The sequence below is a fragment of the Enterococcus durans NBRC 100479 = LMG 10746 genome, from assembly GCF_001544215.1.
GTDB lineage: Bacteria > Bacillota > Bacilli > Lactobacillales > Enterococcaceae > Enterococcus_B > Enterococcus_B durans.
The window spans coordinates 41,616-63,739 of record NZ_BCQB01000007.1 but is presented as its reverse complement, the minus strand read 5'-3'; the positions used below and the strand labels follow the sequence as shown (position 1 = coordinate 63,739).

Genomic DNA, 22,124 nt, shown 5'->3' with positions numbered 1-22,124 from the left:
CCCCCACTATGTAAATAAACAATCAGCCGAAGAGACTCAAAATAAAGAATATTATTTTGGTTTCTCCGGCTGATTGTAGTCATTTATTTTAGAATCTTTTGTTGCTTTTATACAACTCACTGCTTTAACTGATGAAAGCCAAGTTTTGCGTATACTGTTTGTAATAGCGGATATCATTTTCTACTTTATAGATTGAAAAAGGTACATCAGAAGTATATTCTGCAGATTCGCCATTTTCTGGTAATTTTTCGCTAAAGATCGCTTCGTATTCAGCAACAGTGACTTGTTTTCTTGCATCTAGCATTTCTTGATGGCTCTCGGTCATTAGGAATTCTTGGTAGCCTTCGACTAGATAGCCTGTAAAGAATTCACTGACTGCGCCAGAACCATAACTGAATAGGCCAATACGATCACCAGATGATAAAGTTTGAGAATTTTCCAAAAGAGAAATCAAACCTAGATAGAGCGAGCCAGTATATAAATTACCGACTCGGCGGCTATACCGAATGCTTTCTTCATAACGTTCTAACAAACGCGTTTGGTTTTCTTCGTCTGTCTGATCTAATACACTTTGCAACGCTTTTTTTCCCATTTTTGTATAAGGAATGTGGAAACTCAATGCGTCATAATCTTCTAGTTTAAGACCAGTGAGCTCTTTATGATGATTCCAGACTTTTTGGAATGATTCAATATAGGTTGAATTTGATAATGGCCCGTCTACTATAGGAAATTCACTATAATCTGGGCGCCAAAAATCGTAGATATCTTCTGTCAAGAAGGTACTATCATCTTCGATTGTAAGGATTCGTGGATCAGCAGTGACCATCATTGCGACCGCACCAACGCCTTGTGTGACTTCGCCGCCACTTGCCAAACCATAGCGAGCCATATCACTAGCAATGACCAAAACTTTACGATCTTGATGATTTTTCACATATTCTTTTGCCATGTGCAAGGCCGCCGTTCCGCCGTAACAAGCTTCCTTGACTTCAAAGGAACGAGCAAATGGTTGGACTTTAAGCAAATGGTGGATGATCACAGCACTTGCTTTTGAGTGATCGATACCTGATTCTGTTCCAACGATCACCATATCGATGAGTTCGCGGTCTTGTTCCGTCACGATTCTGCTGGCAGCATTTGCACCTAACGTGATGATATCTTCTGAAACGCGGTTAAGAGCCATCTGATCTTGACCGATACCGATATGGTATTTAGCAGGATCATCCCCACGATGGTTGGCTAATTCTGTCATATCTAAATATAAATTTGGAATAAAAAAGGAAAGACGATCGATCCCTATTTTCATTTCAACACCTCTTTATTTGTGATAAAAAAACTTACTTTACTAAAGTATCATAAAATGATTAAAAGAAATACAAAAAAGCGAATATTTAAGGATTGTTAAAATTTGTTTCTCGTTTATTTTGAAGAAGTAATGTACTATTTGTTTTTGGCGAAAACAATGGTATATTTTTGTAGGAGGTGGCTTACTTGAAGGAAGTCGTAATTATAGATGCTGCAAGAACGCCAATTGGTAAATATAAAGGTAGTTTGAGCAGTTTTTCTGCAGTTGAATTAGGGACAATGGTTACTAAAAAATTGCTAGAAAAAGCAAGTATCAAAAAAGATGAGATCAACCAAGTGATTTTTGGAAATGTCTTACAAGCGGGAAATGGCCAAAATGTTGCCCGTCAAATCTCGATCATTAGTGATATTCCTGTAGATGTTCCTGCAATGACTATCAATGAAGTCTGTGGTTCAGGGATGAAAGCAGTGATTTTAGCGCGTCAGCTGATTCAATTAGGTGAGGCAGATCTAGTCATAGCTGGGGGAACAGAGAGTATGACCCGGGCGCCTTTACTACAACAATTTGATTCTGAAACCACTTCATACAATGGACCAATTTCAAGCATGGTCAACGATGGTTTGACTGATACTTTTTCAAACACGCATATGGGGTTAACTGCTGAGAATGTAGCAGAACAATTCGGAGTGACGAGAAAAGAGCAAGACCAATATGCATTAGACTCACAATTAAAAGCAGCCAAGGCAACGGAAAATAATGTATTCAAAGAAGAAATCATACCTGTTACACTACCGGATGGAACATTGTTGGAAAATGATGAGGCGATACGTGGTAATAGTTCATTAGAAAAACTAGGAACATTAAAAACGGTATTCTCAGAAAATGGAACGGTCACAGCTGGAAATGCTTCTCCATTGAATGATGGTGCGTCAGTAATGATCCTAGCTTCAAAAGAGTATGCACTAAAAAATGATCTTCCGTATCTAGCAACGATCAAAGGTGTGGCGGAAATCGGTATCGATCCTAGTATCATGGGAATCGCACCGATCAATGCGATCAATTCACTGTTAGAAAAGACAGATGTTTCATTAGATGCGATTGATCGATTTGAGATCAATGAAGCATTTTCTGCTTCGTCCATCGTTGTCAATCGTGAACTTCAACTTGATCCAGAAAAAGTAAACAGTGATGGTGGAGCTATTGCTTTAGGACACCCGATTGGCGCCAGTGGTGCAAGAATCCTGACGACATTGAGTTATGGGTTGCAGAGAAATGAACAAAAATACGGTATCGCTTCTTTATGTATCGGTGGAGGTCTGGGACTAGCAGTCTTACTTGAGGCAAATCAAGAAAAAGCAGGATCATTCAACGAAAAAAAAAAGTTTTATCAGCTGACACCAGAAGAACGTAGGAGTCAGTTAGTTCGCGGAGGCGTGATTTCTAAAGAAAGCGCGGATCAACTAAAAAATGAACGCTTGTCTGAAGACATTGCGAATCATTTGATTGAGAATCAAATAAGCCAAGTGGAGATTCCTATGGGTGTTGCGCAAAATTTCCAGATCAATGGTGAAAAAAAGTGGGTTCCCATGGCAACAGAAGAACCATCCGTGATAGCAGCAGCTAGCAATGGAGCGAAAATTTGTGGGAATATCACTGCAAAAACGCCACAAAGACTGATGAGAGGCCAGATCGTGTTGACAGGTAAGTCTGAATATCAGGCAATCATCGAAGCAATAGACACACGAAAAGATGAACTGTTTTTGTGTGCAAACAATAGTTATCCCTCCATTGTTAAACGCGGTGGTGGAGTGAGAGATATTTCTACGAGAGAATTCATGGGAAGTGACCATGCCTATGTATCAATCGATTTCTTGATCGATGTCAAAGATGCCATGGGGGCGAATATCGTCAATGCGATTTTAGAAGGAGTCGCCAGCCAATTGAGAAGCTGGTTCCCAGATGAAGAGATTTTATTCAGTATTTTGAGTAACTTAGCAACCGAATCTCTTGCTACAGCATGTTGCACGATTCCTTTTGAATATTTAGGTAAAAGCAAAGAAGCTGGAAGACAAGTTGCCGAAAAGATCCAACAGGCAGCGGAATATGCAAAGCTAGATGTTTATCGGGCAGCAACGCATAATAAAGGTATCATGAATGGAATCGAAGCGGTCATCTTAGCAACTGGTAATGATACCAGAGCGGCATCCGCAGCTATTCATGCATATGCTTCAAGAAATGGCTTTTACCAAGGGTTGACAGATTGGAAGATAGTTGATGGACAGTTAGTGGGTAAATTGACTGTACCTTTAGCTGTTGCGACCGTAGGAGGTGCTTCAAAGATTTTACCTAAAGCGAAACTTGCGCTTGAAATACTTGATGTCTCTTCTGCAAAAGAATTGGCACAAGTAATTGCGGCTGTGGGCTTAGCTCAGAATTTAGCGGCATTGAAAGCTTTAGTAACAGAAGGCATCCAAAAGGGGCATATGTCCTTACAAGCACGAGCATTAGCCATTACTGTTGGTGCAACTGGGGATGAAATCGAACAAGTTGCGTCATATTTAAGGAAAGCAGATACCATGAATCAACAGCTTGCAAGTGATTATTTGCTAGAAACCCGTTCTTGATTGTCTAGTAAAATTTATATGGACTGGGCGTCGACTAGCGCATTCGTATGGGGGATGTGGGACAAATCTAAAAATCAGTTTTGTTACAGACTCTCGAATAAACGGCGTCCAAAAGTCGGGTTTTCGGAAATTTCAAAAAAACGAGCAATACAAAAAACGTATTGTTCGTTTTTTTCTCCAATTTCTCAAACCTAAACGACTCTTGTCTTGACCTCTTTGAACTGTTATATGAATGAGGAAGCGTTGTTTGACACCTGTCCAATCAAAGAGCCGAGGCAGATAAATGCCTTAGGTTCTTTTTTCTTAAAAAATAGTTGGAAAACGGCTTATTTTTAATGATTTTGCGTATATATCTAAGTTTTTTTGGTATAATCCTTTTCATTTGTCTTTTTTTTTCTTATAATCGTAAAGGTATGAGCGAAGGAGAGAACATATGAAGAAAAAACAAAAGCAAAAATTACTCAATCAATTCCGTCCTTCTTTAGACGGCATCAGAAGTCAATTGTTCCATTCTTTGGAAGAGGAAAGCTTACGACGTTACGGACTACCTTTACAAGTGATGCTTGATCCTAAAAATCGACAAATATTGACTATTGGGTTAGCAGGACAATCAAACGAAGATACACGTATCAATGTACCTATCGATGATAATTTTACTACTGTGTTAAAACGTATTCGTTCAGGTGAAAAGGATATTTTTGATCGCTTTCGCGACAACTTATTGATCGAAATCGTTTCTTACTGGAACGATCAACGTCTTAAAAATGATGAGCCAACTGCTCAAACCGTTTCTACACTAGTAAGCGATACGACTGTCGAAGAAACGAACACAGCAAAAATGGAAGAACCAGTGAAAGCAGCAGAAGACAAACCAACAGCGGAATCAACTGAAAAAGAACGCTCAACGAACACTACCGCTTTGACTTTTGCTGATTTTTCAAGTGAAGTAGCTGATTATCCAAAATTCTATACAGAAAAAACAGAGCAATCCGTAGTGATTTATGAAAAAGCAGCGGATGAACCTCGCAAACTATCTGAGATATCTATGACAGCTGAAAACGAGTTTACGATCGAAAAAGCGTTAGAACGTAAATATAAAGTGAAATTGACTTTGATCCCACTGATCGAACAATTTGCGGCAACAGCTATCAATGATCGCTAAGCAATGAATGAGGGTAAAATAAAATGAGGTGCCTTGAAGAAGTAGCGCATATTGCGAACTTCTTCAAGGCACCTTTTCATTCACTGATAGAGGTTGGGACAGAAGTGTTTAACTCCGAGAAATAAGCCAAAATTCACGAAAATTGCTTTTCAAATTTTTGTGAATTTTGGCTTATTTCTCGGAGTTGCTTCTGCTCCCACCGTTTATTCGTTTTTAAAGAATGAGACAAAAGTGTTTCTTACTTTTGTCCCACTCTCACATCATCATTCTCTTGGAATCAAAGCGAATTGTTCAAGGTCAGGGGAATAAATCACTTTATGACCTTGCCAAGTCTTGACCATCAAAGAATGATCGAATCTATTTTTAACTTCTGCTAATTTTTGTTCATAAGTAGCATTCCTCAATGGAAAATGCTGGATTTTATTAGGTGTGATCAAAAAAACAAAATCAGGATGAAACGTTCGTGTGATTTCTTCAGGAAGAGAGTCTAAACGTTCGATTGGGTCCATAGCTATCTAACTTCCTTAACTTAGAATTGAGCAGTATCTGGATCTTTTGCTTTTCCAACTACGCCGTCCAATTGATCGATTTGTTTCATTTCTTCTTCGGACAATTCAAAATCAAATAGTTCAGTATTTTCTTTGATACGGCTAGGTGTTACTGATTTAGGCAATGGTAAAAAGCCGTGTTGTAAAGACCAGCGAAGAGAAACTTGAGCGATGCTCTTGTCATGTGCTTTTGCAATTTCTTGCATTTCAGGAACATCGAAAATTTTCCCAGTTCCTAGTGGGCTGTAAGCCTCCAAGATCATATCGTGTTTTTTAGCATAATCCACGACTTCTGGTTGTAATTCTCCTGGAGCAAGGAAGATTTGATTGACCATTGGCATTACTTTTGCTGTTTTAGCCAAAGTATCTAAATGGTGAGGTAAGAAGTTGCTGACACCAATCGCTTTGATTTTACCAGCTTCATATAATTCTTCAAATGCACGCCATGTTTCTGCATTTGCTTCTTCCCAATTGTCGCGAAATGCAACGGGATTAGGCCAGTGGATCAAGAATAGATCAACATAGTCTGTTTGCAATTTTTTCAAGGATTCTTCAAAGGAAGACATCACTAAGTCATAGCTGTGATTTGCATTCCACAATTTTGTAGTAAGAAAAATTTCTTCTCTAGGAATGCCGCTTTCTTTTATTGCTTGTCCTACACTTTCCTCATTTTTATAGCCTTGTGCAGTATCGATGTGACGATACCCTGTGCTGCTAATGCTTCTTTTACTGATGAAACGGCAACATCTCCATCTGGTGTTTGCCATGTGCCAAAACCAACGACTGGGATCTTATAGCCGTTTGCTAAACGATACGTACTTGTTAATGAATCCATACTCTCAACTCCTTAATTTTTATTTCTCCTTAATTCTAGCTCATTTTTCCAAAAAAAGAATCCATTTTGTTTCTTCTTTTTTTATTTTAGTAAAATCAATAAAAAAATGTTTTTCATTATAGTATTTTGCCGGTAAATTACGTAAACTAAATCAGAAGGGAATGAGAGAATGGATATCTATTTAAAAAAAGCAATTTTGCATATTATTGATCGCGAAACTGGTTCTCCAGTTTTTTCTCAAAAAGAATTGGATTTGACAAAAGATTTTACTCGAGAGTTTTTACAAAAGAAAATCCAAAAAATTTCTTCTGCACAAACAAAGACCGGCCAGTTGACACAAGAAAGTGTAATCGGTACGCATTTAAAAAACTGTGAAGAAAATTTTGTTGAAGCGAGTGAATTGATTGTACAACGGTGGTTTGACGTCTATCAAGAAAGTGAAGAGGCACCAAGCGCAGATGTTTTTGTTGTCTTGTACGAGATGGATACCGTCATGTATTTAGCTTTGTTAAAAGTAAATTACTGAGAATCATATACTCACTTTGTCGAAGCAGATGAAACAGGAATCGATAATCGTTTGATTTTGAACAGGGCGATCCTTGGTTCAAAATCACAGAAAGCGGATGAAGCACTTGCTGTGAACTTAACTGACTTGACGTATGAATTGATTGAAAAGAAATATGAATTCTCTGGAAAAAAAGAACTTTACTTTTCTGGAAGAGTGATCGAGAGTGTTCCCGCTCCCTCATTAGAAGAAAACGTCAAGGTTATCCAAAAGGTTGCCAAGAGTCTAGGTAAAAAATTTGAAACGGAAGAGTTTGATATCATGGCAGATTTGAAGGAAGCCGTCTATGATACGATCGAAGAAAAGGGCAGATTAGATCATGAAATGATTGCTGAAAAGGTGTTCAAAGAAAACATCACAGCAAAATTGGCGTTTCAAGAAGAAGTACAGGAACAAGGTTTTGTTCCAGAAGCACCACCTGTTAAAGAAGTACAAGAAATATCCGAGAAAAAATTTGGAAAACAAAAATTTAAATTATCAAATGGAATCGAATTGATTGTACCTGTCGATGTTTACCGCAATCCTGATTTGATCGAATTCGTGAATAATCCAGATGGAACGATTTCAGTCATGATCAAAAATGTCGATGAAGTTTTAAATCGTTTATAGGACACGACTGAGCGATTCAAAAAGTCGGCTAGATTTTCAACAAATAAGCCTGAACACTGCAGAAATGATTATTTTCGTAGTGTTCAGGCTATTTTTATTATTCTAACTGTTGCGCAGCAGCTTTTGGAATCTCATTGACCTTTACTTCTTCCCAATTCAAAACGCCTTTTCTCTCGTTCACTTCTAATTTGAGATATGCGTTCATCTTCAATGGTCTTTCTCTTAGTTCTTTAAAAGAGACTTCTTTTTCTTGACCTTCTTCATTATAAGCCGGTTGTTTATACGTATAGTACGTGTTTTTTCGATCGCCCTCTGTATGTCTTTCGCCATTTGTCGTGATCTTTGTATAATAGGTTTCTCCAATGTAGTAATAACGATAAGTAGCAAAACTACCGCCTAAAAAAATCGCAACTACAATGAGCGCGCCAAGCCATTTTTTCATCATCCATTTCACCTCAATCTTATTATTCATGAAAATAGTCGATTCGTCTATTGAATCAATTGGAATGTAAAACTTTATAAAGAAAAATTAAATCTTCTACTTTTTAATACTAGGTAGTTGCTTCTTTTTGATGATGCTGTTATGAAACTCCAGTACTAAGTGTTACAAAGTATTTTTACACATAGAAGGTGACAGAAGTTGAAAGGGATGACCGAGTTATTAAAAGGCTCATTAGAAGGTATCGTCCTGCAAATCATAAAGAACAAGCAGGAAACATATGGGTATGAGATCACGAATGAGCTAGTGGCTACTGGCTTTTCAGAAATCGTGGAAGGAACAGTGTATACTGTTTTATTGCGATTGGAAAAGAAGGGGGTAGTAACGACTGAAAAGAGAAAATCAGAACTTGGTCCAGCACGGAAGTTTTATCAGTTGAATAATAAGGGTGATAGATATCTAGAAGAATTTTGGGAAAAATGGCGTTTCTTAGTCTCTCAATTGGCAAAAGTAAAGGCAAATGAAGCAAGTGAAGAAAGAAGAGATGAAAAATGAAATTTTATGACAAAATCACAGGTAATGATATTAGAAGAGCGTATCAGGAATTTGATGTGCGTTCAGATAAACTGCCGCTAGATTATCAGATAGCATGGAAAGAGATCCAAAGTAGTTTGTGGGACTATTCGAATTTTTCCGGTAGGAACCTAGTCCCTATTTTGGATGGGATTCTGGGACTGCTAGAGGAATCTGCACTGGATGGAATACCAATCGATCAAATCATTGATGGGGATGCGAAGAAATTCAGTGCAGCGGTCGCAGGAGTTGAAGGTGCAGAAAATTACCGCGATAAATGGCGGAAGCAATTAAACGAATCCATAGCTAAAAAACTGAAGAATTGAGGGATAAACTATGGGAATCCAACAAATGATCGATGAAAAAAAAGAGTGGCGTGTCCACATGATCCGTGTCAAGAGTTTACCGAAAGACTATCAAATCGTTTATAAAGAGATCCAAAAATATTTTTTTAAAGTAGCACCGATTGGTGTGACTGAAAAGGATGGTGTGCTTTCTGAATTAGTAGAGTTGTTCGAAGAAGGGGCACAAAGCGGGAAAACAGTTCTCGATATCACAGGAGAAGACGTCGCTTTATTTGCAGATCAACTAATTGAAGGAAAACCAACATTGATCGAAAATCGTCAAATGAAACAAGCACATTAGATAGAGTGATAATTCGTGTAACTTTTGTATTACATCAGTAGATAAGAAGAAGCTGAGACAAAAGTCGTTTAGGTTTGAGAAATTGGAGAAAAAAACGAACAATACGCTTTTTGTATTGCTCGTTTTTTTTTTGAAATTTCCGAAAAGCCTGACTTTTGGACGCCGTTTATTTGAGATAGGCTGGGACAGAAGTGTTTAACTCCGAGAAATAAGAAGAAATGAACGAAAATTGCTTTTCAAATTTTTGTGAATTTCGGCTTATTTCCGAAGGAGTTGCTTCTTCTCCCGCCGTTTATTCGAGCGTCTGTAGCAAACCTGATTTTTAGATTTGTTCTACATTCTTGTTCATTTTAGTTTATCATAGAAAAATAAAATAGGAAGATGACGCTTTATGTGAATCATCAAGCGTGGTATAAATAATTATCTAGATTTAAAATATAAAGGAGTGGAATTCATGCATATCGAGCATATTGCGATTTGGACAAAGGATTTAGAAAAAATGAGAGCGTTTTACGAGCGCTATTTTGGCACAAAAAGTTCAGAAAAATATACCAATCCCAAAACGAGGTTCCAATCTTATTTTTTAAGTTTTCCTACTGGTGGCAGAATCGAATTGATCACCAAACCATTTTTATCTGATCGATCGGTAGATACGTTAGGCTATGCGCATCTTGCATTAGCAGTCGGAACAAAAGAAGATGTGGATTCATTTGCGGAACGATTCATCGCTGATGGCTATCCACTACTAAGTGGCCCAAGAACGACGGGAGATGGCTATTATGAGGCAGTAATCCAAGATCCAGAGGGGAATTTTATTGAACTTACAGCTGGCTGATTGAGAGTTCAAAAGTAGTTAAAGTTTTTTCGCTAAGCACAAGAAATAATGGTATGTATGATGAAGGAGGTGTAGTTATGCATTTTCATGAACAAAAATGTATCGATGAACAATCATTACTAGAACTTTATGGCTCTGTTGGCTGGACGGCTTATACAACAGATAGCAAACAACTAATGAAGGCGGTGGAGCAATCACTTAAGGTCATCACAGTTTGGCAAGAGAAAGAATTGATTGGATTGATCCGCAGTGTGGGGGATGGTGAAACAATTCTTTACATTCAAGACTTGTTGGTACACCCTATCTATCAAAAGCAAGGCATTGGGACAGCACTGATGAAGAAGATGGTAGAAGCTTATCCAAATGTGAGGCAAAAAGTATTACTGGCAGAAAATGACCCTGTGATAAAAAGATTCTATGAAAAAAATGGGTTCCATCTAGCAGAGCAGCAAGGAGCAGTTTGCTTTTATAAAGAATATTAAATAGAATATCAGTATTCAGTTGATCCCAACGAACCGATCAGAGTGTGTTTTTGTTACAAGCAGATTTGGTGATCACGAAATACCCCTTACTTTTCCAAGTGATCATTGATGAATGGCAAGGTTATTTTTAAACGACTTAATTGCCGAAATTTCAATGGTTGTGTATGTGCGCTCTTCGAATACTGAACTGTTCAACAAGGCGAGTGTTCTTAGTTGACTTTGACCAAGTTTGACGTATAATAGGGTTTGTTCAATACTTACAAAAAGTAAGGCGGACATAATCTTTTTTATTTAAGCTAAAAAGGACTATAATGAACAAGTGAAAGCGAAAAATCGAGCTCTAAAACATTTAGGAGGTTTGTTAATTATGGCAAAAGAACATTATGATAGAAGTAAACCACACGTAAACATTGGGACTATTGGTCACGTCGACCATGGTAAAACCACTTTGACTGCTGCAATCACTACAGTATTAGGTAAAAAAGGCTTAGCAAATCCTCAAGACTATGCTAGTATCGATGCAGCACCTGAAGAACGTGAACGTGGAATTACTATCAATACTGCGCACGTAGAATATGAAACTGAAAAACGTCACTATGCACACATCGATGCACCAGGACATGCGGACTATGTGAAAAACATGATCACAGGTGCTGCTCAAATGGACGGAGCCATTCTAGTTGTATCTGCAACAGATGGACCAATGCCACAAACACGTGAACATATTTTATTGTCACGTCAAGTAGGTGTTAAATATTTGATCGTCTTCTTGAACAAAATCGACTTAGTAGATGATGAAGAATTGATTGATCTTGTCGAAATGGAAGTTCGTGAATTATTAAGCGAATATGGTTTCCCAGGTGACGATACACCAGTCATCAAAGGTTCAGCATTAAAAGCTTTACAAGGAGATCCTGATGCAGAAGCAGCTATCATGGAATTGATGGATACTGTTGATGAATATATCCCAACACCAGAACGTGATACAGACAAACCATTATTGTTACCAGTGGAAGATGTCTTCTCAATCACAGGTCGTGGGACTGTTGCTTCAGGTCGTATCGATCGTGGTGCAGTTCGTGTAGGTGATGAAATCGAAATCGTCGGTATCAAACCTGAAACACAAAAAGCTGTTGTAACTGGGGTCGAAATGTTCCGCAAGACATTAGACTATGGTGAAGCAGGAGATAACGTTGGGGTATTGTTACGTGGTATCCAACGTGAAGATATCGAACGTGGACAAGTAATCGCAAAACCAGGTTCAATCACACCACATACAAAATTCAAAGCAGAAGTGTACGTATTGACAAAAGAAGAAGGTGGACGTCATACACCATTCTTCAATAACTATCGTCCACAATTCTACTTCCGTACAACTGACGTAACTGGAACAATCGTTTTACCTGAAGGCACTGAAATGGTTATGCCTGGAGATAACGTAACGATCGACGTTGAATTGATCCATCCAGTTGCCATCGAAAACGGAACAACTTTCTCTATTCGTGAAGGTGGCCGTACAGTAGGTTCAGGTATCGTAACAGAAATCGAAGCCTAATTTGGTCATTAAAGAGAATCTATTTAAATAAAAGACTGCAGACAAAGAAAAAATTCTTTGATCTGCAGTTTTTTTGTTATAATAAAAGATAACGTTTGCTTTTTACGAAGTAGTTCTACGAACATCCAGTTCTGTTCAAGATGCGCAGATCAAGATTGTCGTTTACAGCTTGATCCAGGTGTATCCAGTCAGAGTGAATAGTTTTTATAGAATAAAAAGCAATGATGAACGTAGGATGCGGTGGAACTCAAAATGGTTGCAGGAGGGAAGAAACGATGAAAGCAGTTTTGCTTGAGAATGTATCAAAAGTATTTCCTGATAAAAATAAAGCAATAGACAATATAACGATTAGCATTGAACCAGGAGAAGTGTTTGGATTCTTAGGTCCGAATGGTGCGGGGAAAACTACCACTGTGAAGATACTCAATGGTATGCTTCAACTATCAGGAGGGCAGTGCCGGGTATTCGATATCGATCCTATGGAAAATCCTGAAAAAGTACATGCATTGGCCGGTGTAGTCACAGAGCATGCACAAATGTACGATAACTTGTCAGGTATTGAGAATCTTATGTTTTATGGAGCAGCATTCGGTATAAATAAGAGCGAGAGTTTCAAGCGTGCTACTGCACTTTTGGAAAGACTGAATCTGACTGAAGCAAAAGATCGCAAGCTAGGGTCTTATTCTACTGGGATGAGACAAAGACTTTCTCTTGCGCGTGCAATGATCCATCAACCTAAAATTTTGTTTCTAGATGAACCTACTTCTGGGTTAGACCCTGAAAGTGCCCAAAGCGTCAATCACATGATTCGAAAATTGGCCCAAGAAGAAGGAATGACGATTTTTTTATGTACACATCAATTGCGTTATGCTCAGGAGATTTGTACTTCTTATGGTTTGATCGACAAGGGAGCACTACTTGCAATAGGCACACTTGAACAGCTTCGTACAAAGATCCATTCTGGTATGACGGTAAAAATCGAGACGAATTATATGCCGGATAGTGTGTCTTATCGAAAAATCGAACAAGGGATGTTTGAAGTTAACGTTCAGACAGAAAAAGAAATCCCTTCACTTGTGAAGCAGATCGTGGAGGCAGGTGGGGATATTTACCATGTTTCTGCCGAGCAGCCAACGTTGGAAGATATCTATTTCAGCTTGATTGAAAAACGAAAGGGGAACGAGTAAAATGTTGCATACTATGCAGTGGGCCATCATCAAAAAAGATTTGAAAAGTATCACGACCAACAAACAGGTATTTGTTACCATATTGATGGTTCCTTTGGCATTGACGATTGTTCTACCCACTATTTTTATTATGATGGTCCATTTTGTCCCATTAGATTCTCTCAATTTACAAGCACTATTAGAGATGATCCCACGGACAGGTGCGGATCAGGATGTCAAACAGAGTTTGATCAAGCTATTGATGAATAATATCATGCCTGTGTTCTTTTTGATGATACCTATCATGGCTTCGTCTGTTATGGCGGCAAGCTCATTCGTGGGAGAAAAGGAAAAGCAGACCTTGGAAACATTGCTTTACTGTCCTCTTCCACTAAAAAAAATTTTCCAATCAAAAATAGCGGCAGCATTTCTATTAAGTATGATCGTTTCCTTTACTTCATTTTTTGCTATGCTGATCGTGACGCAAGTTGAAATACTTGTGTTGATGGGTACCATGTTCTTACCTAGTATAAGTTGGCTAGTCATTCTGTTATTGGCGTCACCTGCAATATCTTTTATCGCGATCACGATTACTGTTCGCGGTTCTGCAAAAGCGCAGACTGTAGAAGAAGCACAGCAACGCGCTGTTTTTCTGATTTTACCTATCTTGCTTTTTATCATTGGACAGTTTATGGGAATCATGCTTGTAAACACTTGGATCACATTAGGATTGAGTATTGCTTTGATCCTCCTTGCTTGGTTGCTTGTACGAGGAGTTACGAGGAAGTTAAGCTATGAAACATTATTGAAGTAGAAGCATCTTTCGAGGAGAGTAGTTCAATCAAGAATGAAACTAGAAGTGACGATTAGGATCAAAAGAAGATATTTTGCGGAGTGAAATGGAGGAATATGAAATAGACAAAAGCAGCAGTTATCTTCTTACTAAGAAGATAACTGCTGCTTTTGATTTACCGTTTCCGATGAAAGACGGCAAGTATTTGCAAGATAGGATTCTTGAGAAACAATACTTTTAAGATTTCTTTTTATTCGCATTAGCGTCTGCGAAACCATTTCTTTAATCCAAATAATCGGTTTTTTGGAGTTTCTACAGGCGCATTATCGATGATCAATAAGGCAATCATGACATAGGTGATCCAACTATCTCTTGAGTAAAGCGTATAGCGTGGAATCCAGTTGGTTGCATATTTATCTTTGTATTCACGCAACCCATGGAATGAGTAGAAGTGAGAACCGAATTCATAGACAAGATAAGCGATTCGCTCTTGAATGAAACTCTTTCTAGAAGTTCCCACATTTGCTAAAGGTGCCATTCCCAAATTAAAGTATTCGATCTGTTCTTCTTTCATATACTCGAAGAGATGTAAGAAGAGAAAATCCATACTTCCAGATGGTGCTCGGTCTAGATCGTAACGCATCAAATCGATCGTGCCGATTCTATTATCTGTATAGGTAGGCATAATGGAGGCGAAAGCGACCATTTCTCCTTCTGGGCTATTCACAATAGCAATCGGTGCTCGTTGCAAGTAATCTTCTGAAAAGAATCCTAAAGAAAAACCTTTTTCTTTTCGCGTACCCAACCAGCTATCAGAAATTTTCTTCAAGTCAGCCATTTGACTAGCTGAAAAGGGTGGTTGGATGACTTCAAAGGTAAAGCCTTCACGCTCGATTCGGTTTAAGATTGCCCGAGATCCCTTCATTTTCTTGCCAGAAGTAGTGAAATCGGCTAATTTTACGTGCGCTTCTTCACCCATTTTAATGAAGTCGTACCCGAATTCATGGAGGATCATCACGATCTCTTCACTTGTTTCATAGAAGACAGGGAGATAGCACAAACGGTCTGTTTCTTCAATAAATGCCTCGATTGCTTCAGCAAAATCTTCTTTTTTCCCAGAAGGATCACCCTTCACGATACATTTATTGTTATAGCAAGCAAATTGGAGCAGGACGGTTCCTTGCCCATCTTTTTCATAAATGAACATCCGCTTGTCTTTTAAGAAAATCAGTTGACTATCCGAATTTCCGCCAAAAGAATGTAATACTGACAATGCTCGTTCTTCGTTAAATGGTTCGCCGATCTGTTGTTTCTTTCCTTGTAAAAAATGAACGAGGAGAATGATGATGAAACTTACAGCGATAATTGCAAGTAATCCAGAGAACCAAATCTTTTCAGAAGGGAAAAGGAAAAACGAGATAAAGTGATGCTTCCGATGGGGAAATTCCGGCATGTTGTATACCCCAATAATAATGTAAAGAAGGGATAAGGTGCCGGTGATCAGACCATCTACTGTCAACCATTCCCAAGAATAGATGATTTGTTCCCGAAATAGTTCATTTTTGGAAGCAACGATGATCAACAATAGGATCGTTAGAAAAACAACTGCTGTTAGGCTAAGATCTGTGATACCAACGTAGATCAGTGAAAGGAGGATCAAGCCAATCGTTGGCCAGTAGGCTCTTTTTACGCGAGCTGCCATTGCTCTTCCCATGACTACAAATAAAAAGCCTAATAAGATACTTGGAAATTGAATGATCAAGTGCAACCTCAAAGGATTCAAACTGTGCAACCAGCGAAACTCAGTAAAAGCTTGTGGGATTGTTGCAGAGAGAACCAACATGATTCCTGAAAAGTATAAAAGGACAACAACGATTTTATGCGCGATTTCTGTCGCTAATTGCCTTGGGATACCTGAGTAACGTTTATCAAAAGTTGAGCCGATATTTTTAAAGAAAAAGACGATCCCGATCAAGAAAGGGATAATATAATAAAAGACCCGATAGAGTAAGATCCAAACAACGACAGTTTCTTTAGGTACGCCAATCGCGGATAAGCCGATGATCATCATGACGTCAAAACTACCGATTTCCCCGGGTATCATGGAGACGATCCCGATAACCGAAGCGGCAATAAACAGAGGAATCGTTTGCCAAAGATCGATCTTGATTTCCATCAAATAGCCTACTGCTAGGAAACTAAATAATACCCCTGACCATTCAAGAAAAGATACGAGCAATAATTGACCTTGTGTTTTTAAGGAAAGCCCGCCGACATACCCTTCTTTTTTAAGCGTAGTGACAAGGAACACGATCGGGAAATACAATCCTCCGCCAATCAACCAGATCCAGTATTGTTTAAGGAATGGAGCGACAGGACTAAATAAGACCATGAAAAAGGAAATCAGACTGTAAACCGAAAGACCAGCCATCAAGAAAAGAAAAATCTTAGAGAGGGCTTGCATCAGTTGTTTACTTTCTTTTTTGTGGCCATAAAGTTCAGAACGCAAGCCGATACTGACGAATCCGCCAAATCCTGCGATATTGTTGATGGTATTGATCAGCCAGCTTGTCTCAAATAAATATTGCGGTTTTTGCTTTTGTCCAAGCAATCGATTTAAAATAAGATCATAACCAATCATAGGAAGTACCGCGACTAAGCCGATGAGCAGCATCAATCCGGTTTTCCAAAGAGGAATGGTGGCGAATGTCTCTGCTAACTGGTCAACAGATAATGTTTTTCCAATTGAAATTAGTTCACTAACGATAATTACGATGACTGAAATCAAAAATATCATTTTAAAGAGACCTAAATGGTTTTTGATCCACTGCACGGTCTGTTTTATCAAAAAAATCACCTACTATTCTTTATTATTCAGCTAAAAATTCTAGTACTTCTTGATTAAATCGTTCTGGATCTTTTCTAGCGAGTTGATGCCCCTGCTCTTTTACAAGAACGAAGGAAGCATTTGGGATCGTTTTGGCTAAGTAAAGTGAATGCTTTAATTTGATCACATCTTTTTTCCCAACAATGATCAATGTCTTCGATTTGATTTTTTCCAAATCTGCTGTAGAAAGTCCCACATCTTGCAATAATAGATTTATTACTAGTAGATTTCTTCTAAGCGTTGGACGAAAGATCGATAGCAGCCAAACCCATGCATAATGCAAGTAACTAGCTATTCTTGCAGAAAAAAGAACACCTTCTACTAGAGTATTTCCTGAATTTAAAATCAACCGATGTACTTTTTCAGGATAACAACTTGAAAATACTAAAGCGAGGTTTGCACCATCGCTAAATCCTAAAATGTTTGCTTTTGTAATCCCTTCTAACAACATGATGGTATAAAGATCTTCAGCCATTAAACGGAAGCTCAAGGTATTTGCATTGTTCGTTGATCGACCGTGTCCGCGACTATCGATCAGATATACCGTATAAAACTGTTTAAAAACAGGTACTTGTTCTGAAAAAAAGCGACCACTGCCGTCATTACCATGAAGTAAGAAAAGCGGAAATCCTTTACCGCATTTTTCGTAATAAATCTCACTACCATCTGCCATTTTTGCATATTTCTTTTCATTTTCCACATAATCACCTACTGGTTAAATTATAACGACTTTTCTTTGATAAGGACAATGCTTTTCCTAAAAAAACAACGATCAATTTCGTAAGGTAAAAAAAATACTGAATTTTTCATTTTTTATTAAGAGAAGCAACGAATTTTCTCTCTTAAATAGCCAAGGAAGATAATAAATAGTAAGATAAATAAGATGTCAAAATAACTAGGTGAGTTTTTATGAAGAAAAAAAGAAAATCAATTTTTCGGTGGCCGCTACGGTTGCTTGCCATTGCGGTGCTTGTAGGTATCCTTTTTATCGGAGGAAGAACCTATACATCCATCAAGCAGGTGGAACAATACGATTCGGAAATTGCGGTAGCTACAAAAAAATATCAAATGGAAAATTACAAAAATCTGATCAAAGGGATCATTCTCACAGAATCAAAGGGTAAGGGTATTGATTTGATGCAAAGCTCGGAAAGTGCCTATGGAAAAGCAAATATGATCAACAACCAAGAAGAAAGCATTGATCAGGGAGTTAGCTATTTGGCTGAAATGATCACTGAGGCAAACAAACAAGGCTGTGATCTTGCTACGGCTATCCAGGCGTATAACTTTGGCAAAGACTATATTGCTTACGTCAAAAAGCATGGAGGCAAAAATAGCGTAGAATTAGCAGAAGAATATTCCAAAAACGTACTAAGCCCGTTACTAGGAAATAATGGGAAAACGAAATATCGTTATTGGCGAGTTCAGTCCTTGCTTTACAATGGTGGGTATCTCTATCATAATGGAGGTAACATGTTCTATTCAGATGTTGTGGATATGAATGAAAAACTAATCGAATTATATGAAAAAGTATGGAAATAGTTCCAAGTATTGAATGATTAAGAAAGAAGGAGTGCTAATATAGGTGGAAAATAGACAAGAAGCAACAGAAAATGTCACTAGAAATGGATCAAAAGATTGGCTTTTACGTTTTATCAAAGGAATGTTTATTGGCTCTGGATTTATTTTGCCAGGGGTAAGTGGTGGCGCATTAGCTGCTGTTTTTGGTATGTATGAACGGTTGATTTCTTTTTTGGCTCACATCACGAAGAATTTCAAAGAAAATGTTTGGTTCTTTTTGCCTGTGGGACTTGGAGGCGTCACTGGTGTTTTCTTACTTTCATTTTTAGTTAGCTTTTTACTAGGGGCGTACGAAACAACCATTCTCTGGTTTTTTGTCGGGTGTATCGCTGGAACAGTTCCTACGTTGTGGAAAGAGGCAGGGAAAAAGGGACGGCAAACGACGGATGTCGTGATCATGGTCGTTACTTTTGTAGTTGCTTATCTTTTTCTACTTTATGGGGCACAACTTTTCGATGGTCAAGTGGAGCAAAATACGGTTACTTGGATCATCGCAGGCGGACTGATCGGTCTTGGAATGATCGTTCCTGGACTTAGCCCTTCTAATTTCCTTGTATACATGGGTCTTTATAAAGCAATGGCAGATGGCTTTAAAGAGATGCGTTTAGACGTGATTTTGCCGATTGCATTGGGCGGAATTGTTTGTGTGTTGGGATTATCAAAGATCATGGACTATATTTTCTCTAAAGCCTATAGTAAACTGTTCCATTTTATTCTAGGTGTCGTCTTTGCTTCAACGATCATGATCATTCCAACAGATTATTCTGGACTTGGACTCTTGGGAATCTTACTTTGTCCAGTTTTATTCATTGCCGGAGCACTGCTCGGTTGGTGGATGAGTCGTCTGGAAGAACGATATAAATAGAAACGGTTGCTTTACACATGATTGGTCAGACCAACAACAAATGCTTGGTGTTCGATCGTGTGTTTTTGTTTTGTTTAAAATATAAAAAAATAAGTTGTTTTTGCTACTGGAACAAGCTAGACTTAATTACGTTGATTATTTTTTGAAAGTTGGCGAAAAATGGAAAATAAAGAAATAAGAGGTCTCTCTCAGGAAGAAGTGAAAGAAAGAATTGCCTCTGGACAACAAAATGATTATCAAGAGGATGCTACGAAAAGTACTGGGCAGATCTTCAGCGATAATATTTTGACGCTTTTTAATTTTTTGAACTTTGGTATTGGGGTATGTTTACTCTTTGTCGGTGCGTACTCGAATATGGCATATCTAGCAATCATCATGGTAAATATCATCATTGGTATTTATCAAGAAATCCATGCCCGAAATCTCGTGCGAAAATTATCGATTGTTTCGCAATCGGAAGTTTTAGTTATCCGCGAAGGGAAAGAGTTATCCCTTAGTACAAAAGAATTGGTATTAGGTGATATCGTCAAAATCGGTGCAGGGGAACAAATCCCGTCAGATCTGCGGGTGCTATCTGGTCGCGCTGAAGCAAATGAAGCGTTATTGACAGGTGAATCAGATTTGATCGTAAAAACAGCAGGTGATGAATTACTGTCAGGTAGTTATCTGACAAGTGGCTCCGTCTTTGCAGAAACGATTCGAGTTGGTGCAGACAATTATGCAGTCCGCCTGACCAGTGAAGCAAAAACACACAAATCAATCCATTCAGAATTGGTGGATTCGATCCGTAAGGTTTCAAAATTCACTAGTTTTGTCATTATCCCACTAGGTATTATTTTATTTTTAGAAGCATTGCTCATTCGTGATGCGTCGATCAAAATATCAGTTATTGCTTCGGCAGCTGCTTTATTAGGAATGTTGCCAAAGGGCTTAGTGCTTTTGATCAGTATTGCCTTAACGACTGGTGTCACAAAACTGGCGAAAAAGAGAATCTTAGTCCAGGATATGTATTCGATCGAAACACTCGCACATGTCGATACGCTTTGTCTAGATAAGACAGGAACGATTACAGAAGGTAAAATGAGTATCCAACGAGTTGAAGCACTTCATCCTGTCTATGAAAATGCCATTTCTGAGATCATGGGTACTTATTTAGCTGAGAGCAGTGACAATAATATCACGATGCGCGCATTAAGAGATTATTTTGCCGTTTCAAATCGCTACGATGTAACTGAAAAATTAGCTTTTTCATCTGACCGTAAATGGGGGGCGATGGAATTCCCTGAGTTAGGAGTCATTTATGTTGGGGCGCCTGAGCGTTTAGTTGCAGAAGAACAATTACCAGAAAGTTTATTGTCAGCGCAAGCCAACGGGTATCGAGTACTGATGCTTGGACTTGCACCAAATCAGCGGCTGACGGATGATGCACCACATGGCGTGGAGCCACTCGCATTGTTTGAAATTGATGATCCGATCCGCAAAAATGCTAAGCAAACTTTGGCTTACCTGCATAATGAAGGAGTCGATCTAAAAGTCATCTCAGGTGATAATCCATTTACAGTATCGAATATTGCCAGACGTGCAGGCCTACCAAATTATGATTCTTATATTGATTTTTCAACATTGACGGAAGAATCAGAAGTTCGAAATGCTGTACATGAATATTCCGTCTTTGGACGAGTGAGCCCGCAACAAAAGAAAATTTTAGTGAACGAATTAAAAGAAAGTGGACGTACAGTTGCCATGACAGGCGATGGCGTCAATGATGTTTTAGCATTGCGAGAGGCCGATTGTAGTATTGCAATGGCGGAAGGTGATGGTGCAACTCGTCAAATCGCTAATTTGGTCTTGTTGGATTCCGATTTTACTACTTTACCAGAAGTTTTGTTTGAAGGGCGACGAGTAGTAAATAACGTGACGAAAGTTTCAGGGATCTTCTTCATCAAGACGATCTATTCGTTTATCTTGTCTATTATATGTGCAGTGACAGCGATTGGTTTTCCTTTCATCCCAATCCAAATCACTTTGATCGATCTAGCCATTGAAGGATATCCTTCTTTCTTCCTTTCGTTTGAACAAGATCGAAGAAAAGTCACTTATCGCTATTTACCAACCGCTCTGATCAATGCATTACCGAATGCGTTGCTTGTTGTATTAAATATCATTGTGGTGTACTTGTTAGGCGACATTTTATCGTTTACGAATCTGGAAACAACGACACTGATGTATTACTTGCTGATAGGGATCAGTTGTATGGCAGTAATCAAAGCTTGCTACCCATTCAATCCGTTACGTATATTCTTAGCAGTCACGACAGTGATCGGTATATATGTTGCAGCAATGCTTTTCCATCATTTACTAGAAGTCAATCTTGGTCTAGGAACGACTTGGCCATACTTTGTCGGGTTCATGGGAATAAATATCGTCTTACGTTTGCTTTATTGGAAGGCAGATATCCAAAGTTATTTGCTCAATAAATTTGCAACAACTAAAGTTTTTGAGTAAGCAATAGTGCTACTTTCTGTAGGAGTAGATGGGCAAAAAATGAATCGTGAGTATAATGCTTGAAAAAGTATTGAATTATGGTACAATGAACGATGTATAATTGTGTCCCTTAAAATCGCACTGATTTTCGTTAGTGCGATTTTTTACCG

Annotated in this window: 18 protein-coding genes and 3 pseudogenes; 15 read left to right on the top strand and 6 right to left on the bottom strand. The window is 38.4% G+C overall.

What is annotated here, in order from left to right; genetic code table 11:
- Positions 1-124: 124 nt before the first annotated feature.
- Entirely contained in the window at positions 125-1,306 is a 1,182-nt protein-coding gene (locus ED2_RS03455) for a hydroxymethylglutaryl-CoA synthase (RefSeq protein WP_005878653.1), read from the bottom strand.
- Between the two features lie 185 nt (positions 1,307-1,491).
- On the opposite strand from ED2_RS03455, the gene ED2_RS14720 reads away from it, so the two are divergent.
- Complete coding sequence (locus ED2_RS14720) at positions 1,492-3,930, top strand: hydroxymethylglutaryl-CoA reductase, degradative (protein WP_082705210.1); 2,439 nt, start codon at positions 1,492-1,494, stop codon at positions 3,928-3,930.
- A 433-nt stretch (positions 3,931-4,363) separates the two neighbouring features.
- A complete protein-coding gene (locus tag ED2_RS03440) occupies positions 4,364-5,092 on the top strand; it encodes a hypothetical protein (protein WP_016176845.1) in 729 nt (242 codons plus the stop codon).
- Positions 5,093-5,355: 263 nt separating this feature from the next.
- On the opposite strand, the gene ED2_RS03435 is transcribed toward ED2_RS03440, so the two are convergent.
- Complete coding sequence (locus tag ED2_RS03435) at positions 5,356-5,601, bottom strand: hypothetical protein (protein ID WP_016176844.1); 246 nt, start codon at positions 5,599-5,601, stop codon at positions 5,356-5,358.
- Between the two features lie 20 nt (positions 5,602-5,621).
- Positions 5,622-6,475 (bottom strand): annotated as a pseudogene (locus ED2_RS03430) (aldo/keto reductase).
- A gap of 169 nt (positions 6,476-6,644) precedes the next feature.
- Between ED2_RS03430 and ED2_RS14715 the strand changes: the two are divergent.
- A pseudogene (locus tag ED2_RS14715) lies at positions 6,645-7,649 on the top strand (nucleoid-associated protein).
- Between the two features lie 97 nt (positions 7,650-7,746).
- On the opposite strand, the gene ED2_RS03410 reads toward ED2_RS14715, so the two are convergent.
- Complete coding sequence (locus tag ED2_RS03410) at positions 7,747-8,091, bottom strand: YxeA family protein (protein ID WP_025481344.1); 345 nt, start codon at positions 8,089-8,091, stop codon at positions 7,747-7,749.
- A gap of 198 nt (positions 8,092-8,289) precedes the next feature.
- Here ED2_RS03410 and ED2_RS03405 point away from each other — a divergent pair, with 198 nt between their 5' ends.
- The 9 genes and pseudogenes from ED2_RS03405 (at position 8,290) to ED2_RS03370 (ending at position 14,158) form a co-directional block, all read left to right on the top strand.
- Complete coding sequence (locus tag ED2_RS03405) at positions 8,290-8,643, top strand: PadR family transcriptional regulator (RefSeq protein WP_005878639.1); 354 nt, start codon at positions 8,290-8,292, stop codon at positions 8,641-8,643.
- Complete coding sequence (locus ED2_RS03400; protein ID WP_016176838.1) at positions 8,640-8,987, top strand: DUF1048 domain-containing protein; 348 nt, start codon at positions 8,640-8,642, stop codon at positions 8,985-8,987. The genes ED2_RS03405 and ED2_RS03400 overlap by 4 nt, the downstream gene beginning before the upstream one ends.
- Before the next feature lie 10 nt (positions 8,988-8,997).
- Positions 8,998-9,306 (top strand): DUF1048 domain-containing protein, encoded by a 309-nt coding sequence (locus ED2_RS03395; RefSeq protein ID WP_005878635.1) that lies wholly within the window; start codon positions 8,998-9,000, stop codon positions 9,304-9,306.
- Positions 9,307-9,486: 180 nt separating this feature from the next.
- A pseudogene (locus ED2_RS16280) lies at positions 9,487-9,606 on the top strand (DUF3788 family protein); the annotation flags it as partial.
- Positions 9,607-9,760: 154 nt separating this feature from the next.
- The gene (locus ED2_RS03390; protein ID WP_005878633.1) at positions 9,761-10,141 is read left to right on the top strand and encodes a VOC family protein; all 381 of its coding nucleotides are present in this window, start codon (positions 9,761-9,763) and stop codon (positions 10,139-10,141) included.
- Between the two features lie 77 nt (positions 10,142-10,218).
- Complete coding sequence (locus ED2_RS03385) at positions 10,219-10,623, top strand: GNAT family N-acetyltransferase (RefSeq protein WP_016176837.1); 405 nt, start codon at positions 10,219-10,221, stop codon at positions 10,621-10,623.
- 367 nt (positions 10,624-10,990) lie between these two features.
- Positions 10,991-12,178 carry an elongation factor Tu gene (gene tuf, locus ED2_RS03380; RefSeq protein ID WP_005878630.1) on the top strand — a complete coding sequence of 396 codons (1,188 nt, stop codon included), beginning with the start codon at positions 10,991-10,993 and terminating at the stop codon, positions 12,176-12,178.
- Positions 12,179-12,453: 275 nt separating this feature from the next.
- Entirely contained in the window at positions 12,454-13,365 is a 912-nt protein-coding gene (locus ED2_RS03375; protein ID WP_005878628.1) for an ABC transporter ATP-binding protein, read from the top strand.
- Between the two features lies 1 nt (position 13,366).
- Positions 13,367-14,158: an ABC transporter permease gene (locus ED2_RS03370; protein ID WP_005878626.1), complete on the top strand. Its 792-nt coding sequence runs from the start codon at positions 13,367-13,369 to the stop codon at positions 14,156-14,158.
- A 238-nt stretch (positions 14,159-14,396) separates the two neighbouring features.
- Here ED2_RS03370 and mprF read toward each other — a convergent pair whose 3' ends face one another.
- Both mprF and ED2_RS03360 read right to left on the bottom strand, forming a co-directional pair.
- Positions 14,397-16,985: a bifunctional lysylphosphatidylglycerol flippase/synthetase MprF gene (mprF, locus tag ED2_RS03365; protein ID WP_016176836.1), complete on the bottom strand. Its 2,589-nt coding sequence runs from the start codon at positions 16,983-16,985 to the stop codon at positions 14,397-14,399.
- A gap of 22 nt (positions 16,986-17,007) precedes the next feature.
- The gene (locus ED2_RS03360; protein ID WP_005878622.1) at positions 17,008-17,724 is read right to left on the bottom strand and encodes an alpha/beta fold hydrolase; all 717 of its coding nucleotides are present in this window, start codon (positions 17,722-17,724) and stop codon (positions 17,008-17,010) included.
- Positions 17,725-17,933: 209 nt separating this feature from the next.
- On the opposite strand from ED2_RS03360, the gene ED2_RS03355 reads away from it, so the two are divergent.
- The 3 genes from ED2_RS03355 to ED2_RS03345 all read left to right on the top strand — a co-directional run bounded on the left by ED2_RS03355 (position 17,934) and on the right by ED2_RS03345 (position 21,975).
- Positions 17,934-18,566, top strand: a complete 633-nt coding sequence (locus tag ED2_RS03355; protein WP_005878621.1) for a lysozyme family protein — start codon at positions 17,934-17,936, stop codon at positions 18,564-18,566.
- 121 nt (positions 18,567-18,687) lie between these two features.
- On the top strand, positions 18,688-19,470 hold the full coding sequence (locus ED2_RS03350; protein WP_205596692.1) for a DUF368 domain-containing protein: 783 nt from the start codon (positions 18,688-18,690) through the stop codon (positions 19,468-19,470).
- A 159-nt stretch (positions 19,471-19,629) separates the two neighbouring features.
- Entirely contained in the window at positions 19,630-21,975 is a 2,346-nt protein-coding gene (locus ED2_RS03345; RefSeq protein WP_016176835.1) for a cation-translocating P-type ATPase, read from the top strand.
- The last annotated feature ends 149 nt before the right edge of the window (positions 21,976-22,124 follow it).

Coding starts and splice junctions, on each gene's coding strand:
- ED2_RS03455 (WP_005878653.1), bottom strand. CDS start 1,306: ATGAAAATAGGGATCGATCGTCTTTCCTTTTTTATTCCAAATTTATAT.
- ED2_RS03440 (WP_016176845.1), top strand. CDS start 4,364: ATGAAGAAAAAACAAAAGCAAAAATTACTCAATCAATTCCGTCCTTCT.
- ED2_RS03435 (WP_016176844.1), bottom strand. CDS start 5,601: ATGGACCCAATCGAACGTTTAGACTCTCTTCCTGAAGAAATCACACGA.
- ED2_RS03410 (WP_025481344.1), bottom strand. CDS start 8,091: ATGAAAAAATGGCTTGGCGCGCTCATTGTAGTTGCGATTTTTTTAGGC.
- ED2_RS03400 (WP_016176838.1), top strand. CDS start 8,640: ATGAAATTTTATGACAAAATCACAGGTAATGATATTAGAAGAGCGTAT.
- ED2_RS03395 (WP_005878635.1), top strand. CDS start 8,998: ATGGGAATCCAACAAATGATCGATGAAAAAAAAGAGTGGCGTGTCCAC.
- ED2_RS03390 (WP_005878633.1), top strand. CDS start 9,761: ATGCATATCGAGCATATTGCGATTTGGACAAAGGATTTAGAAAAAATG.
- ED2_RS03385 (WP_016176837.1), top strand. CDS start 10,219: ATGCATTTTCATGAACAAAAATGTATCGATGAACAATCATTACTAGAA.
- tuf (WP_005878630.1), top strand. CDS start 10,991: ATGGCAAAAGAACATTATGATAGAAGTAAACCACACGTAAACATTGGG.
- ED2_RS03375 (WP_005878628.1), top strand. CDS start 12,454: ATGAAAGCAGTTTTGCTTGAGAATGTATCAAAAGTATTTCCTGATAAA.
- ED2_RS03370 (WP_005878626.1), top strand. CDS start 13,367: ATGTTGCATACTATGCAGTGGGCCATCATCAAAAAAGATTTGAAAAGT.
- ED2_RS03355 (WP_005878621.1), top strand. CDS start 17,934: ATGAAGAAAAAAAGAAAATCAATTTTTCGGTGGCCGCTACGGTTGCTT.
- ED2_RS03350 (WP_205596692.1), top strand. CDS start 18,688: ATGTTTATTGGCTCTGGATTTATTTTGCCAGGGGTAAGTGGTGGCGCA.
- ED2_RS03345 (WP_016176835.1), top strand. CDS start 19,630: ATGGAAAATAAAGAAATAAGAGGTCTCTCTCAGGAAGAAGTGAAAGAA.